Origin of the sequence: Micromonospora sp. CA-248212, assembly GCF_050948405.1 — a bacterium.
In the GTDB taxonomy this organism is placed as follows: domain Bacteria; phylum Actinomycetota; class Actinomycetes; order Mycobacteriales; family Micromonosporaceae; genus Micromonospora.
Genome location: NZ_CP192023.1, coordinates 1660534 through 1676337 on the forward strand (window position 1 = coordinate 1660534; position 15804 = coordinate 1676337).

Consider the following 15804-nt stretch of genomic DNA (forward strand, 5'->3'; position numbering starts at 1 on the left):
ATGGCCGCCGTCCCGGACCCCACCGGGGTCGACGTCGGCCGGACCGGTGTCGAGGCGTACGCCGCTGACTGGGCCCGTGTCGTACGCCGCATCGGTTTCGTGCCGCACAGCGCGGCCGAGACCGAGCGGCTGCTGCTGCTGCACACCGTCCGGCTGGCGGAGATCGTGCGAGCCGAGCCGTTCAGCGCCCGTCCCGCCGAGGAGGTGGGGCGGGCCCTGGTGGAGGCGCACCTGACCGAGCCCCGGGCGTTGGAGTGGTCGCTGCGCGCGCTCGGTGACGACTTCCCCGCCCGGGTGCTGGCGGCCGACGGTCGACCCGCCGATCTGGGCGACCGGATCGCGGCGACGCAGGGCGCGCTGGCGGCCGGGTTCGCCCGCGCCCTGCGCGACCGCACCTTCGCCCAGCAGGAGCGCATCGCCCGTTCGGCGTGGCAGGCGCGGGACGAGGTCGAGCAGGCGTTGCGCGACAGCGAGGCGCGGTTCCGGGCGGTCTTCACGGGCGCCGCCATCGGTATCGGCATCGCCGGGGTGGACGGGCAGATCATCGACGTCAACACGGCCTTCGCCGAGATGCTCGGCTACTCGATCGAGGAGCTGCGCCGGATCAACGTGGCGACGCTGTTCCACGCCGACGACGCCGCCGGCATGTGGGAGCTGTACCAGGAGCTGATCGAGGGCAAGCAGGACTCGGCCCGGGTCCAGAAGCGCTACTACCGCAAGGACGGCAGCGTCGTCTGGACGGATCTGGCCGTCTCGCTGATCCGGTACGACGACGGCCGGCCACGGTTCACCGTCGCGATGATCGAGGACATCACCGAGCGGTACGAGCTCCAACAGCGGCTGCGCTTCCAGGCGCTGCACGATCCGCTCACCGGGCTCCCCAACCGGACGTTGTTCTTCGAGACGTTGGGCCGGGTCTTCGACACCGCCGCCCCCGGCCAACGGGTCGGGGTGTGCTTCCTCGACCTGGACGGCTTCAAGACCATCAACGACAGCCTCGGCCACGACCTCGGCGACCGGCTGTTGGTGACGATCGGCCGGCGGCTCGCCGAGTGTGTGGCCGACCGGGGTCACCTGGTCGCCCGGATGGGCGGCGACGAGTTCGTCATCCTGGTCGACGGCGGCGGTGACGTCGAGGACGCGGTGGCCGTGGCGGAGGCCGCGCTGGCCGCCGTCGCCGCGCCCGTACACGTCGGCGACCAGCAGTTGGCGGTCTCCGCCAGCGTCGGGATCGTGGACTGCCCGGCCGCGGAGACCACCGCCTCGGAGCTGATGAAAGCCGCCGACACGACGCTCTACTGGGCAAAGGCGGCCGGGCGGGGTCGGTGGGCGGTGTACGACCCGGAGCGCAGTGCCCGTGACCACGCCCGGTCGGCGCTGGTCGCCGGACTGCCCGCCGCGCTGGACCGGGGTGAGTTCGTCCTGCACTACCAGCCGATCGTGTCGCTGCTGGAGGGCACCATGCTCGCCGTGGAGGCGCTGGTCCGCTGGGAACACCCGGAGCTTGGTCTCATCGGCCCGGATCACTTCATCGGCCTCGCCGAGGAGACCGGTCTGATCGTCCGGCTCGGCGAGTGGGTGCTGCGGCGGGCCTGCCGCGACGCCGAACGGTGGTGGCGGGAGTTCCCCGAGGCGCGGGTCGTGGTCAGCGTCAACCTGGCCGCCCGGCAGGCCGACGACCCGGCGATCGTCGCGACGGTGGCCGACGCGCTCGCCACCAGCGGTCTCCCGGCGGAGCTGCTGCAACTGGAACTGACCGAGAGCGCCGTCATGGGCAGCGCGGGCGAGCCGCTGCGCAGCCTGCACCGGCTCGCGGCGCTGGGCGTCCGACTCGCGGTCGACGACTTCGGCACCGGCTACTCCAACCTCGCGTACCTGCGGCGGCTGCCGATCCACTGTCTGAAGCTGGCCGGCCCGTTCGTCGAGGGCATCCGCGCCGACGGTACGGACGAGGCGGCGGACCACCGCGACGAGCGGATCGTCGACGCGTTGGTCAGGTTGGCGCACGCGTTGGAGCTGTGGGTCACGGCCGAGGCGGTGGAGACCGGCGTGCAGGCCGAGCGGCTACGGGCCCTGCGCTGCGACACCGGGCAGGGGCGGTACTTCGGCGCTCCGGTGCCCGCGCAGGACATCACGGCCCGGCTCCGGCAGGCTACGGCGTGAGGCACGCGGGCTGGCCGGCGACGGACGGCGACGGCGTGAGCGGCGGGCCGGTCCGGTCCGCGTGGTGCCGACGGAAGGCGACGGCGTGAGCCTGAACGACTCGCAGACGGTGGTGACCGTGGTGGCCGCGCTGGCCATCGTGGCCGGGCTGGCGGGTGTGGTGGTGCCCGGCCTGCCGGCGCTCCCGCTGTGCTGGGGCGGGGTGCTGGTCTGGGCGATCTTCGGCGGGGCCGGCCCCGCGGGTTGGGCGGTGTTCGCCGCCGCCACGCTCGTCGCGGTCGGCGGCATGGTCGTGAAGTATCTCTGGCCGGGGCGGAACCTCAAGCGGACCGGTGTGCCGACGTCGTCCCTGCTGGCCGGGGGCGCGCTCGGGCTGGTGGGGTTCTTCGTGATCCCCGTGGTCGGCCTGCTGCTGGGTTTCGTCGTCGGGGTGTGGGCGGCGGAGCGGCTGCGGCTGGGCAGCAACCGGCTCGCCTGGCCGTCCACCGTGCAGGCCCTCAAGGCGGTCGGCCTGTCCATGCTGGTGGAGTTCCTGGCCGGCCTGACCATCGGCGCCCTCTGGGTCGGCGGCCTCCTGCTGACCTGATCCACCGGGCTTCGACGCGTTCCGTTGAGCCGTAGGGTGAGGGCGTGCGACTGGTCAAGTTCACGCATGCCTGTGTCCGCCTTGAGGACGACGAGCGCCGACTGCTGATCGATCCCGGCGTCTGGACCGAGCCGGAGGCCTTCGACGGGGTCACCGACATCCTGGTGACTCACGAGCACGACGACCACTTCGATCTTGAGCGGGTCGCCGAGGTGTCAGCCTCTCGTCCGGTGCGGCTCTTCGCGCCGGAGCCGGTTCGAGAACTCGCCGTGCGGGGCGGATTGGCGGAGGCGGTCACCGTGGTCACGGCGGGTGCGGAGTTTCGTGCCGGCGGCTTCCGGGTGGCGGCGGTCGGCGGTGAGCACGCGGAGATCTACGACGGACTGCCGGGCTGCGTGAACCTCGGCTATGTGGTCGAGGGCGTCTACCACCCCGGCGACTCGTACTTCGTACCTCACCAGCGGGTGACGACGCTTCTCGTGCCAGCCGCAGGCCCTTGGGGCAGGCACCGCGAGGCCATCGACATGACGCGGGCGATCGCCCCGGAGCGGGCGTTTCCCATCCACGATCGGGCACTGTCGGCGGACGTCGGCTATGAGAACCTCGACGGCTGGATGGAGTACAAGGGCGCAACCGAATACCGGCGGATCCCCGTCGGCGACAGCGCGACCCTGTGATCGCGTGCGCATCGTGGTGCTCGGCGGTCTCGGCGCCTGGCCCTCGGCCGACCAGGGCTGTGCCGGCTTCCTGGTCGAGCGCCAGGGTTTCCGGCTGCTGATCGATCCCGGCTACGCGACCCTGCAACCGCTGCTGACCCGGCTGCCCGCCTCGGCGGTCGACGCCGTGTACGTCAGCCACGGCCACCCCGACCACTGCGCCGACCTGCAGCCACTGCTGCGGGCCAGGGCGTTGGCCGACCGACCCGCCCCGGCGCTGCCGGTGTACGCGCCCACCGGCAGCCTCGATGCGCTGCTCGCGATCGACGATGCGGGGCTCGTCGACACGGCGTACGAGCTGCACGAGTTCACCCCCGGCGACACCTTCGACATCGGTCCGTTCACCCTGCGGACCTGGTCGTTGCCGCACTGGGTGCCCAACGCGGGAGCCCGCATCACCGCCGGCGGGACGGCGCTGGCGTACACCGGGGATACCGGCCCGAGCCCGATGCTGGCCGAGCTGGCCCGCGACGCCGACCTGTTGATCGCCGACGCGACGTACGTCGACGAGATCCCGGACCGGCAGGTCGGATTCCTGTCGAGCGCAGCCGAGGTGGGCCGTCACGCCAGTACGGCACGCGCCAGAGCGGTCCTGTTGACCCACCTGTGGCCCGGCACGGACCCGGAGGCGGCGATCGCCGCGACGCGGCAGGCGTACGCGGGGCCGGTCGCCGTGGCCCGACCGGGCGTGGTGCTCGATCTGCCCGGCTGACGTCCGGGCCCGGCGGGACAGGGGGTGCCCGGTCAGCCGACCGGGCACCCCTCAGGGGCGTAGGCCCTAGTAGTCCTGGTAGGCGGTATACCGGCGGCTGCCCGTCGTGCCGTCCTGCACCCACACGGTCACCCGGACGGTATCGCTCAGCTTCGGCGTGGGATAGGCGTGGTTGCCCTCGTCGCAGGTGTCGTTGAAGCCGTCGGCGTCCTCGGCGGTCGCGATGACCTTGCCCGTGGTGAGGTTCCGCATCTCCGCCCGCGCACGGTAGCCGTCCTTCTTGTCGTCGCAGACCGACAGCTCCCAGGCGTTGTAGACCTCCAGGTACGCCGTCGCGGAGTCGTTCGTGGTCTCCACGGCGATCTCGTAGAGGGCGGCGGTCCGCGCGGCAGCGGTGCCCGCCTGGGCCGCCGTCGCGCCGACGGGCAACAGCATGAGCGTGGCCAGAGCCATGGTTGAGATCCTTCGCAGCACTGTTCGTCCTCCCGGTCGTGTGCCGGCCGGAATCAGGTCGGCCGGATGACTCCACGATGGGGAGGCCGGATCAACCGGGGCAACGGTGGACGGCGTTCGGGACGGATCCGAACAGCCCTGCCGGGGCCGGGCGCGGCGGCGCGGGGCACCTTCGTCGGATACGGCGGGAGGCCGTACGGGAGAGAGAGGCGGCGCCCCGCGCCACCGTGTGCCGGACGTTGCCGAGCGCCCGGCGGAGCCCGTCGCGATCGGGCCTGGTCACGGGTAACAGCATGCGGTCGTCAAGCGTGCGGTGGCAACGGGATTAGCGGGACGGTACCCGCGACGTATTGACCGCCCCTGATCATCGGGACGACACTTTGCGCACTCGTTGACGGAACCACCTCAGGGAGGTGCGCAGTGGCCACGACGCCCGTTCCGACCGCAGAGCAACCGATGGACGACGACGCCCGGCGTCTCGCCGAACTCGGCTACAAGCAGGAACTGCGCCGCAAGTGGAGCGGCTTCTCCAACTTCGCCATCTCGTTCTCGATCATCTCGATCCTGGCCGGCTGCTTCACCACGTTCGGCCAGGCGTGGAACAACGGCGGACCGGTCGCCATCTCCTGGGGCTGGCCGCTGATCTCACTGTTCATCCTGATCATCGGTTTCTGCATGGCCGAGCTGGTGTCGGCGTACCCGACGGCAGGCGGCATCTACTGGTGGGCGGCGACCATGGGTCGTCCGGCGCACGGGTGGTTCACCGGCTGGTTGAACCTGATCGGCCTGGTCGCCGTCACCGCGTCGGTCGACTACGGCTGCGCGACCTTCCTCAACCTCACCCTGTCGGCGCTCTTCGACGGCTGGGCCGGGACGCTGCGGCAGGCGTTCATCCTGTTCGTGATCATCCTGGCGCTGCACGGCCTGATCAACATCTACGGGCACCGGATCATCGACGTACTCCAGAACGTCTCGGTCTGGTGGCACGTGGCCGGCGCCGCCGTCGTGGTGGCCATCCTGGTGTTCGTCCCCGACAACCACCAGAGCTTCCAGTTCGTGTTCACCGAGCGGTTCAACAACTCGGGCTTCGGTGACGGTGACACCGGCGGCCTGACCTTCTGGTTCTACGTGCTGCCGCTGGGCTTCCTGCTCACCCAGTACACGATCACGGGCTTCGACGCCTGCGCGCACGTGTCCGAGGAGACCCGGGGCGCGTCCCAGGCCGCCGCCAAGGGGCTCTGGCAGTCGATCTTCTACTCGGCGGTCGGCGGCTGGATCCTGCTGCTGGCCTTCCTGTTCGCGGCCACCGACGTCGAGGCGGTCAACGCCGCCGGCGGCTTCTCCGGCGCCATCTTCGAGTCCGCGCTGACCCCGGTCTTCTTCAAGGTCGTCATCATCATCTCCACCATCGGGCAGTTCTTCTGCGGCATGAGCTGCGTGACGTCGATGAGTCGCATGGCGTACGCGTTCAGCCGTGACCGGGCCGTGCCGGGCTGGCGGCTCTGGTCGAAGGTCGACCGCAACGGCACCCCGGTCAACGCGATCATCGGCGCCACGGTCGCCGGCCTGGTGCTCACCCTGCCGGCGCTCTACGAGAGCTCGGCCGGTATCCCGATCGCCTTCTACGCGGTGGTCTCCGTCGCGGTGCTCGGCCTCTACCTGTCCTTCCTCATCCCGATCGCGCTGCGGCTGCGCATGGGCGACCGATTCGTGCCCGGTCCGTGGACGCTGGGACGCAAGTACAAGCTGTTCGGCTGGGTCGCGGTCATCGAGATCGCGGTCATCGCCGTGTACTTCGTGCTGCCGATCGTGCCCGCCGGGGTGCCCGGCGACGACGAGTTCACCTGGTCCGCGGTGAACTACGCGCCGCTGGCCGTCGGCGGGGTGCTGCTGGTGGTGGCCGTCTGGTGGTACGCCTCGGCCCGGAAGTGGTTCACCGGCCCGGTCCGTACCGTCGAGGAGCGGTCCGCGCGTACGCCCGCCGAAGGCTCCTGACCCCCCTGCGGTGTAAGGAAGGGCCCCTTGTTCAACAAAATCCGATAACAAGGGGCCCTTCCTTGCATCCGGGGCGGTGCGCGGGGGCATTGACGGTGATCCGGTTTGCCAGTAGACCTTGGTGATGGAGGCCCGCTCATGAGGAATGCGCCGCTCACGCTGGAACAACTGCGGGTCGCCGTCGACGATGGCGAGATTGACACCGTGGTGCTGGCCCTGGTCGACATGCAGGGCCGGTTGCAGGGCAAGCGGTTCCACGCGCCCTTCTTCCTCGACCAGGTCGTCGAGGGCGGCAGCGAGGGCTGCAACTACCTGCTGGCGGTGGACGTCGACATGAACACCGTCGACGGGTACGCGATGTCGAGCTGGGAGCGCGGCTACGGCGACTTCGCCATGGTGCCGGACTTCGCCACCCTGCGCCGGGTGCCCTGGCAGCCGGGCTCGGCGATGCTGCTGGCCGACCTCGCCTGGCTGGACGGCTCCGGTGACGTGGTCGCCTCGCCCCGGCAGATTCTGCGCAAGCAACTGGACCGACTGGCTGAGCACGGGCTGACCGCGTACGCCGGCACCGAGCTGGAGTTCGTGCTGTTCCGCGACTCGTACGAGGACGCCTGGCGGCGCGGCTACCGCGACCTCACCCCGGCAAACCAGTACAACGTGGACTATTCCCTGCTCGGGACCGCCCGGGTGGAGCCGCTGCTGCGTCGGATCCGTACCGAGATGGCCGCCGCCGGGCTCACCCCGGAGAGCGCCAAGGGCGAGTGCAACCTCGGCCAGCACGAGATCGCCTTCCGGTACGACGAGGCGGTGGCCTGCGCCGACCACCACGTCATCTACAAGAACGGCGCGAAGGAGATCGCCGCCCAGGAGGGCATGTCGATCACCTTCATGGCCAAGCCGAACGAGCGGGAGGGCAACTCCTGCCACATCCACTTCTCGCTCCGGGACTCGTCCGGCTCGTCGGCCATGCTCGGTGACGGGCCGGCGCACCTGAGCGAGACCGGGCAGCGGGTGCTTGCCGGGTTGCTCGCCACCATGCGGGAGTTCAGCCTGCTCTTCGCGCCGAACATCAACTCGTACAAGCGCTACCAGCCGGGCTCGTTCGCCCCGACGGCGCTTCGCTGGGGTGTCGACAACCGCACCTGCGCGCTGCGGGTGGTCGGGCACGGGCAGGGCATGCGGGTGGAGAACCGGGTGCCCGGCGCCGACGTCAACCCGTACCTGGCGATCGCCGGGCTGGTCGCGGGCGCGTTGCACGGCATCGAGCAGGGGCTGGAGCTGGGCGCGGAGTGCGCCGGCAACGCGTACGACGACCCGGACGCCGAGCGCGTCCCCAGCACGTTGCGCGACGCCCTGACCCTGTGGGAGGCGTCCGAGGTGGCCCGCGAGGCGTTCGGCGACGAGGTGGTGGCCCACTACGCCAACCAGGCAAAGGTGGAGCTGAAGGCCTTCGACGCGGCGGTAACGGACTGGGAGCTGACCCGTGGCTTCGAACGCCTCTAGGGCCTGTTTCATAAGAACTGGCCGGCCTGCGGCGGGCCCGGACGACGACCGGCGGCGTTGCGGTGTCGTCCGGATACAACACCGGTATCCGGACGACACCGCGCCTTGCCGGATCGCCGCCCGGACTCCGCCTCGGCTCGACCGCCCTTATGAAACAGGCCCTAGGGCCTGCCTCCGCCGCGATCTTGCACTTTCTGTCGTTGGTTTGGGGCGACTCGCGGCTTATGTCGGCACAGAAAGTGCAAGATCGCGCGGATTGGGTGAGGGGTGGGACGCGTGAGCGTGCTTGTTGATCCGGCTTCCGGGGTGGGGTTTCGGGAGGTTACCGGGGCCTCGGTGGGGGAGGTGGATGCTGCCATCTCGCGGGCCGCGACGGCGTTCGAGACGTGGCGGGAGGTGGCGCCGGGGGATCGGGGGCGGCTGTTGCGGCGGTTCGCCGCCGTCGTCGACGCGCACCTGGACGAGCTGGCCCGGTTGGAGGTGCGCAACTCCGGGCACACCATCGGCAACGCCCGCTGGGAGGCCGGCAACGTCCGCGACGTGCTGGACTACTACGCCGGTGCGCCGGAGCGGTTGACCGGCCGGCAGATCCCCGTACCCGGTGGCCTCGACGTCACCTTCCACGAACCGCTCGGCGTGGTTGGCGTGATCGTGCCGTGGAACTTCCCGATGCCCATCGCCGCCTGGGGGTTCGCCCCGGCCCTCGCCGCCGGCAACACGGTGGTGCTCAAACCCGCCGAGCTGACCCCGCTCACCGCGCTGCGCCTGGCCGAGCTGGCCCGCGAGGCCGGCCTGCCCGAGGACGTGTTCACCGTGCTGCCCGGCGAGGGCGCGGTGGTGGGGGAGCGGTTCGTCAGCCACCCGGCCGTTCGCAAGATCTGCTTCACCGGCTCCACCGAGGTCGGCACGCGCATCATGGCCGGCTGCGCCGCCCAGGTGAAGCGGCTCACGCTGGAGTTGGGCGGCAAGAGCGCCAACATCGTGTTCGCCGACGCCGACCTGGAGACCGCCGCCGCGACCGCGCCCGGCGCGGTCTTCGACAACGCCGGCCAGGACTGCTGCGCACGGTCGCGGATCCTGGTCCAACGACCGGTGTACGACAGGTTCCTGGAACTGCTCGAACCAGCGGTACGCGCCGTCCGGGTCGAGGACCCGTCCCGCGACACCGCCGAGATGGGCCCGCTGATCTCGGCGGCCCAGCGGGACCGCGTCGCCGGTTACGTGACCGGCGCGAAGGTCGCCTTCACCGGCTCCTGCCCCGACGGCGCCGGCTTCTGGCACGCGCCGACCGTGCTGCTGGCCGATTCGCCCGCCGACCGGCACTGGCGGGAGGAGATCTTCGGGCCGGTGGTCTCGGTGCTGCCGTTCGACGACGAGGCCGACGCGGTGCGGCTCGCCAACGACACCGAGTACGGCCTCTCCGGCTCGATCTGGACCCGGGACATCGGGCGCGCGCTGCGGATGGCGCGGGCGGTCGACTCGGGCAACCTCAGCGTCAACTCGCACTCCTCGGTGCGCTACTGGACCCCGTTCGGCGGGATGAAGCGCTCCGGACTCGGCCGTGAGCTGGGCCCGGACGCGCTGCACTCCTTCACCGACGTCAAGAACGTGTTCATCGCGACGAAGGAGTGAGGCCAGTGCAGGGTCGGTTGCAGGACCGGGTGGCCGTGGTCACCGGAGCGGGCAGCGGCATCGGGTTGGCCACCGTCCGGCGGTTCGCCGCCGAGGGGGCGCGGGTGGTCTGCGTCGACATCGACGCGGCGGCGGGCGAGAAGGCCGCGCAGGAGTGCGGCGGCGAGTTCGTCCGCGCCGACGTCGCCGACGAGGCGGCGGTACGTGACCTGTTCGACGGGGTGGCCGACCGGCACGGTCGGGTGGACATCGCGTTCAACAACGCCGGCATCTCCCCGCCGGACGACGACTCCATCCTGGACACCGGCCTGGACGCGTGGGAGCGGGTGCTGCGGGTCAACACCACGAGCGTCTACCTGTGTTGCAAGTACGCGATTCCGCACATGCGGCGGCAGGGCAAGGGGTCGATCATCAACACGGCCTCGTTCGTCGCGTTGATGGGAGCGGCGACGTCGCAGATCGCGTACACCGCGAGCAAGGGCGGCGTGCTGGCGATGACCCGCGAGTTGGGCGTGCAGTTCGCCCGCGAGGGCATCCGGGTCAACGCGCTCTGCCCCGGCCCGGTGGCCACCCCGCTGCTGCTGGAGCTGTTCGCCGCCGACCCGGAGCGGGCCGCCCGCCGGCTGGTGCACGTGCCGATGGGTCGGTTCGGTGAGCCGGCGGAGATCGCCGCCGCGGTGGCCTTCCTGGCCAGCGACGACGCCTCGTTCATGACCGCCGCGCAGTTCGTGGTCGACGGCGGTATCACCGGCGCGTACGTCACTCCGCTATGAGCGCGAGGAGTGAGCCGGGTTTGCGAGCCCCGCAGTCGCGAACACCAGCGGCTCCGCGGCGGCCCCTGATCGGGATCAGCGCGTACGTCGAGCCCGTCGACTGGGCCGTCTGGCGTGGTGTGCGGGCGGTCCTGGTGCCCGAGGCGTACGTGCGGGCGGTGACCGCCGCCGGTGGCCGGGCGGTGGTGCTGCCCCCGGACGACGTCGACGCCGACGTGCTGGCGGTCCTCGACGGGCTGCTGCTGGCCGGGGGCGCCGACGTGGGCCCGGGGCGGTACGGCCAGCAGCCGCACCCGCGGACCGAGGACCGGCCGGACCGGGACGCCGGTGAGTTGACCCTGCTGGCGGCTGCCCTCGCCGCCGACCTGCCCGTGCTCGGGGTCTGCCGGGGGATGCAGCTGCTCGCCGTCGCCTACGGCGGCACCCTGCACCAGCACCTGCCGGACGTGCTCGGCTCCGAGGCGCACCGGCCGGCGCCGGGCGTCTACGGCGCCCACCCGGTGCGCTTCGCGCCGGGCAGCCTCGCGGCGCGGACCCTGGCCGGGGTTCAGCAGGTCAACTCGTACCACCATCAGGCGGTCGCCACCGCGGGCCGGCTCACGGTGACCGGCTGGGCGGCCGACGGCGTGATCGAGGCGGTGGAGGATCCGGCCCGTGCGTTCGTGCTGGGCGTGCAGTGGCATCCGGAGAACGAGCCGGACCCGCGCCCGATCACCGCGCTGGTCCGGGCCGCCCGGGGGTCCGGCCCGCCGGTGAGTGACCACGACGAGGGGGTACGCGTGGCCGGATCACCGGTGCTGTGACGCAGGTCGCCCCCGTCGCATGGGTCGGGCGGTGGGAGGATCAGCGCATGGGCAAGGTCTATCCGGAGATCGACGGTCGTCTGCGGGAGTTCATCGCGGCCCAGCAGGTCTTCTTCGTGGCTACCGCGCCGTCCGGTCCCGAGGGGCATGTCAATGTCTCACCGAAGGGCATGACGGGCACCTTCGTGGTCCTCGGCCCGCACCGGGTGGCCTACCTCGACTATCACGGCAGCGGGGCGGAGACCATCGCCCACCTGCGGGACAACGGCCGCATCACGCTGATGTTCTGCGCCTTCGACGGGCCGCCGAAGATCGTGCGCCTGCACGGCAGGGGCCACACCGTGGCGGTGACCGAGGCGGGCTTCGCCGACCGTCTCGCCGAGTTTCCCGCTCCACCGGACGTGCACGCCGTACGGGCCGTCATCACCGTCGACGTGCAGCGGGTCAGCGACTCCTGCGGCTACGCGGTGCCGCTGATGGACTACCGCGCGGAACGCGACCTGTTACTCACCTCACACTCCCGTCGCACGGCCGATGATCTGGTGACCTATCGCGCCACCAAGAACGCCGCGAGCATCGACGGATTGCCGGTCTTCTGAGTGCTCAGGACACGTGTGCGCCCCCGTCGGTGCGCCGCGTCCGCCCCCGTGCCGTCGGGTCGGCGACCACCGGAGTGCACGTAACCAGCGTCCACGGGTCGTCATGCGTTACGTTGCTGGTCCGCCGGGGTACAAGTCGGAGCACGGCGCGTGGAGATCAACGGCTGAGGGGTACGGCCGAAGCGGGGGAGGCTGCATGAGCTCGGCCCAGGGGGGCGCGGACGCGGGGCGTTCCTTCGCGGACGGCCACGAGATCCCCCCGCTGTTGGCCGCCGCCTTCGCGAACGGCGGTGAGCTGGGCGAACGGCTCCGCGCCCTCGACTGGTCCACCGCGCCGCTGGGCGGGCCGTCCCGCTGGCCGGTGGCCCTGGCCAGCGCGGTCGGCATGATGCTCTCCTCCAGCGCGCAGATCGTCATGTTCTGGGGCGACGACCAGCTCGCCTTCTACAACGACGCGTACCGGCCGACCATCGGCAGCAAGCATCCGCACGTGCTCGGTCAGCCGGCCCGACACCACTGGGCCGAGACGTGGGACGTCCTCGGCCCGCTGCTCGAAGGCGTCCGCAGCACCGGGCTCTCCTACCGGGGCGCCGACCACCCCTTCCTGCTGGACCGCTCCGGCTTCGTCGAGCAGACCTACTTCGACGTCTCGTACGACCCGATCCGCGGCGCCGACGGCTCGGTCAGCGGCGTGTACTGCATCGTCAACGAGACCACCGGCCGGGTGGTCGGTGAACGGCGACTGCGGGCGTTGTCCGAACTGGGCGCCGAGCTGGCCGACGTGAACAGCTCCGGCGAGCTGGGCCGGACCGCCGCCGACGTGCTCGGCCGGCACTCCGCCGACGTACCCTTCGCGCTCATCTACCTCGCCGACGACACCGGTGAGTTCCGGCTCACCGGGGCCAGCGGCGTCGATCCGGCGGCGGTCGACGCTCCACCGGCGACGTTCGCCGACCTGGTCGCCGAGGGCGCCTCCGCCACCGTGCGGGTGCGCGACCTGGTCGCGCGGCGACCGGCCGACGCCTCCGACGTGGCGCTCGTGCTGCCCGTGAAGGCGACCAACGAGACCGTCGGCGCGCTGGTCGTCGGCGTGGCCCGCCTGCTGCCGCTCGGCGACGAGTACCGCGACTTCCTCGACCTGGTGGCCGCGCAGGTCTCCCGGGCGGTCGGCACCCAGCGGGCGTACGAGCAGGAGCGCGCCCGAGCCGCCGAGCTGGCCGCGCTGGACCGGGCGAAGACCAACTTCTTCGCCAACGTCAGTCACGAGTTCCGCACCCCGTTGACGCTGGTGCTCGGCCCGCTGGAGGACATGCTGGCCGACCCGGAACTGCCCGCCGCCTACACCGACCGACTCGTCGTGATGCACCGCAACGCGATGCGGCTGCTCAAGTTGGTCAACACCGTGCTCGACTTCTCCCGGTTGGAATCCGGCCGGCTCGCGGCCCACTACCAACCCACCGACCTGGCCGACTACACCGCCCGACTGGCCAGCACCTTCCGCTCGGCCACCGAACGCGCCGGCCTGCGGCTGGTCGTGGACTGCCCGCCGCTGCCCGCGCCGGTCTTCGTCGACCGGGACATGTGGGAGAAGATCGTCCTCAACCTGGTGTCGAACGCCGTGAAGTTCACCTTGGACGGCGAGATCCGCGTGCGGGTCCGGGCCGACGGCGATCTCGCCCGGCTGGATGTCGTCGACACCGGCGTCGGGATCGTCCCGGACGAACTGCCGCACGTCTTCGAGCGTTTCCACCGGGTGCCCGGCGCGCGCGCCCGTACCCATGAGGGCACCGGTATCGGGCTGGCGCTGGTCCGCGAGCTGGTCGAGATGCACGGCGGTACGGTCGGCCTGACCAGCCAGGTCGACGAGGGCAGCACCTTCACGGTGACCGTCCCGTTCGGGTCCGATCACCTGTCCGCCGACCGGGTGGTCGCGTTCGCCCCCCTGCCGACGGGCGAGCCCGAGCAGGCCCGGCTCTTCGTGGCGGAGACCGCCCTGTGGGCCGCCGAGGACGGCACCGGTGAGGCCGGCCAGCAGCCGACCGCACTCGCCCCGAGCGGCCGGATCCTGGTCGTCGACGACAACGCCGACCTGCGTGAGCACGTCACCCGGTTGCTCTCGCCGACCTGGGAGGTGGTCACCGCCAGCGACGGTCGGGCGGCCTTGACGCTGGCCCGCGAGGGCGGGTTCGACCTGGTGCTCAGCGACGTGATGATGCCCCGGTTGGACGGGTTCGGTCTGGTCGGCGCGCTGCGCGCGGACCCCCGTACCCGTGATGTGCCGATCGTGCTGCTCTCCGCCCGCGCCGGCTCCGCGGAGGCGGTCGCCGGCCTCGCCGCCGGCGCCGACGACTACCTGACCAAGCCGTTCTCCGGGCAGGAGCTGATCGCCCGGGTCCGGGCCAACGTCGAGCTGGGTCAGCTACGCCGCCAGATCATCCGTCGTCTGCGGGCGCTGGCCGACGCGGCGGTGGCGGTCAACACAGCCCGGTCCACCGCCGACGTGCTCCAGGTCGCCGCCCGGCACGCGCTCAGCCTCGCCGAGGCGGCCCGGGTCGTGGTCAGCGCGGCCGGCTCCCGGTTCGAGGCCGACGCTGGCGGTGAAACGGCCGCCGATCCGACCTTCGTGGCCCCGCTCACCGGGACCAGCCGCGAACAGCTCGGCGAGCTGCGGGTCTGGCGGGCCGCCGACGACGACGCGCAGGCCGACGAGGCCGCGCTCACCCAACTGGCCCGGCTGGTCGGCGTCCGACTCGAGAACGCCCAGCTCTACGAGGCCGAACACCACATCGCCACCACGTTGCAGCACAGCCTGCTGCCGAGGACGCTGCCCCAGCTGCCGGGCGCGGTCGTCGCGAGCCGCTACCTGCCGGGCAGTGCCGACGTCGAGGTCGGTGGGGACTGGTATGACGCGCTCGCGCTCGACGCGGACAACCTCGTGCTGGTCATCGGCGACGTGGTCGGCAAGGGCGTCCAGGCCGCCGCGGCCATGGGCCAGCTGCGCAACGCGCTGCGGGCGTACCTGCTGGAGGGCTTCGACCCGGGCGAGTCGCTGACCCGGCTCAACCGGCTGGTCGTGTCCACCGAGGAGTCGTCGTTCGCGACGGTGGTCTGCCTGCTGTTCAGCCCCCGCACCGGTCGCCTGCGCTACGCCAGCGCCGGTCACCCGTCCCCCCTGCTGATCCGAGGAGACGACGTGGCGTTCCTGCACGACCGTGCGCTCGGCCCGCCGGTCGGCGCCATCCCCGGCACCACCTACCGGACCGTTGAGGGTGAGCTGCCCGCGGGCAGCCGACTGCTGCTCTACACCGACGGGCTGATCGAGGACCGTCACCTCGGCATCGACGCCGCGCTGGCACAGTTGCGGGTCGACGCGGCCGCGCCGGGCCACCATGTGGCGGATCTGGTCGACACGGTCGTCGAGCGGGTGACCGGGCGACCACGTCGCGACGACGTGGCGGTGCTCGCCGTGGAGGCGGCGGAGCTGAACCGGTTCGCGTTGCGACTGCCGGCCGACCCGACCCGACTGAGCGTGCTCCGCAAGCGCCTGGAGGACTTCCTCGTCGCGCACAACGTCGGCGAGACGGACCTGTTCGACCTGACCGTGGCGGTCTCGGAGGCCGCCGCGAACGCCATCGAACACCCCGTCCAGCCCGCCGAGGCGGTGATCACCGTGGAGGTGGCCATCGAGGACCGGACGGTGATCGCCACCGTGCGTGACACCGGCCAGTGGCGGGAGTCCACCGACTCCGGCTTCCGGGGGCGCGGACTGTCGCTGATCAAGGCGTTGGGTGACCTGATGGTGCGGCGTACCGACGGGGGGACCGAGGTGACGCTGCGCCGGCAGTTGCAGGGCTGACGGGGCGCGGCCG

At 71.6% G+C, this 15804-nt stretch carries 12 protein-coding genes; 11 read left to right on the forward strand and 1 reads right to left on the reverse strand.

Annotated elements, in window-relative coordinates; genetic code table 11:
- From ACQP03_RS08320 to ACQP03_RS08335, 4 genes are all read left to right on the forward strand, one after another.
- Positions 1-2163, forward strand: a complete 2163-nt coding sequence (locus ACQP03_RS08320; protein ID WP_357122348.1) for a putative bifunctional diguanylate cyclase/phosphodiesterase — start codon at positions 1-3, stop codon at positions 2161-2163.
- An 85-nt stretch (positions 2164-2248) separates the two neighbouring features.
- Positions 2249-2749, forward strand: coding sequence for a DUF456 domain-containing protein (locus ACQP03_RS08325; RefSeq protein ID WP_357122351.1), 501 nt, complete (start codon positions 2249-2251; stop codon positions 2747-2749).
- Between the two features lie 44 nt (positions 2750-2793).
- On the forward strand, positions 2794-3426 hold the full coding sequence (locus tag ACQP03_RS08330; RefSeq protein ID WP_357175113.1) for an MBL fold metallo-hydrolase: 633 nt from the start codon (positions 2794-2796) through the stop codon (positions 3424-3426).
- Between the two features lie 4 nt (positions 3427-3430).
- Entirely contained in the window at positions 3431-4177 is a 747-nt protein-coding gene (locus tag ACQP03_RS08335; protein WP_357175116.1) for an MBL fold metallo-hydrolase, read from the forward strand.
- Between the two features lie 66 nt (positions 4178-4243).
- Here ACQP03_RS08335 and ACQP03_RS08340 read toward each other — a convergent pair whose 3' ends face one another.
- Positions 4244-4630 carry a hypothetical protein gene (locus tag ACQP03_RS08340; protein ID WP_357122360.1) on the reverse strand — a complete coding sequence of 129 codons (387 nt, stop codon included), beginning with the start codon at positions 4628-4630 and terminating at the stop codon, positions 4244-4246.
- Positions 4631-5086: 456 nt separating this feature from the next.
- Between ACQP03_RS08340 and ACQP03_RS08345 the strand changes: the two genes are divergently transcribed.
- From ACQP03_RS08345 to ACQP03_RS08375, 7 genes are all read left to right on the forward strand, one after another.
- Entirely contained in the window at positions 5087-6625 is a 1539-nt protein-coding gene (locus ACQP03_RS08345) for an amino acid permease (RefSeq protein WP_357175119.1), read from the forward strand.
- A gap of 138 nt (positions 6626-6763) precedes the next feature.
- Positions 6764-8128 (forward strand): glutamine synthetase family protein, encoded by a 1365-nt coding sequence (locus ACQP03_RS08350; RefSeq protein WP_357122366.1) that lies wholly within the window; start codon positions 6764-6766, stop codon positions 8126-8128.
- 276 nt (positions 8129-8404) lie between these two features.
- The gene (locus ACQP03_RS08355; protein ID WP_433460771.1) at positions 8405-9760 is read left to right on the forward strand and encodes an aldehyde dehydrogenase family protein; all 1356 of its coding nucleotides are present in this window, start codon (positions 8405-8407) and stop codon (positions 9758-9760) included.
- Between the two features lie 5 nt (positions 9761-9765).
- A complete protein-coding gene (locus ACQP03_RS08360) occupies positions 9766-10533 on the forward strand; it encodes a 3-oxoacyl-ACP reductase (protein WP_357122369.1) in 768 nt (255 codons plus the stop codon).
- Positions 10534-10553: 20 nt separating this feature from the next.
- A complete protein-coding gene (locus tag ACQP03_RS08365; RefSeq protein ID WP_357175125.1) occupies positions 10554-11336 on the forward strand; it encodes a gamma-glutamyl-gamma-aminobutyrate hydrolase family protein in 783 nt (260 codons plus the stop codon).
- 47 nt (positions 11337-11383) lie between these two features.
- Positions 11384-11935, forward strand: coding sequence for a pyridoxamine 5'-phosphate oxidase family protein (locus ACQP03_RS08370; RefSeq protein ID WP_357122375.1), 552 nt, complete (start codon positions 11384-11386; stop codon positions 11933-11935).
- Positions 11936-12131: 196 nt separating this feature from the next.
- Positions 12132-15791, forward strand: a complete 3660-nt coding sequence (locus ACQP03_RS08375) for a SpoIIE family protein phosphatase (RefSeq protein WP_433460772.1) — start codon at positions 12132-12134, stop codon at positions 15789-15791.
- The last annotated feature ends 13 nt before the right edge of the window (positions 15792-15804 follow it).

Coding starts and splice junctions, on each gene's coding strand:
- ACQP03_RS08375 (WP_433460772.1), top strand. CDS start 12,132: ATGAGCTCGGCCCAGGGGGGCGCGGACGCGGGGCGTTCCTTCGCGGAC.
- ACQP03_RS08340 (WP_357122360.1), bottom strand. CDS start 4,630: ATGGCTCTGGCCACGCTCATGCTGTTGCCCGTCGGCGCGACGGCGGCC.
- ACQP03_RS08370 (WP_357122375.1), top strand. CDS start 11,384: ATGGGCAAGGTCTATCCGGAGATCGACGGTCGTCTGCGGGAGTTCATC.
- ACQP03_RS08350 (WP_357122366.1), top strand. CDS start 6,764: ATGAGGAATGCGCCGCTCACGCTGGAACAACTGCGGGTCGCCGTCGAC.
- ACQP03_RS08345 (WP_357175119.1), top strand. CDS start 5,087: ATGGACGACGACGCCCGGCGTCTCGCCGAACTCGGCTACAAGCAGGAA.
- ACQP03_RS08320 (WP_357122348.1), top strand. CDS start 1: ATGGCCGCCGTCCCGGACCCCACCGGGGTCGACGTCGGCCGGACCGGT.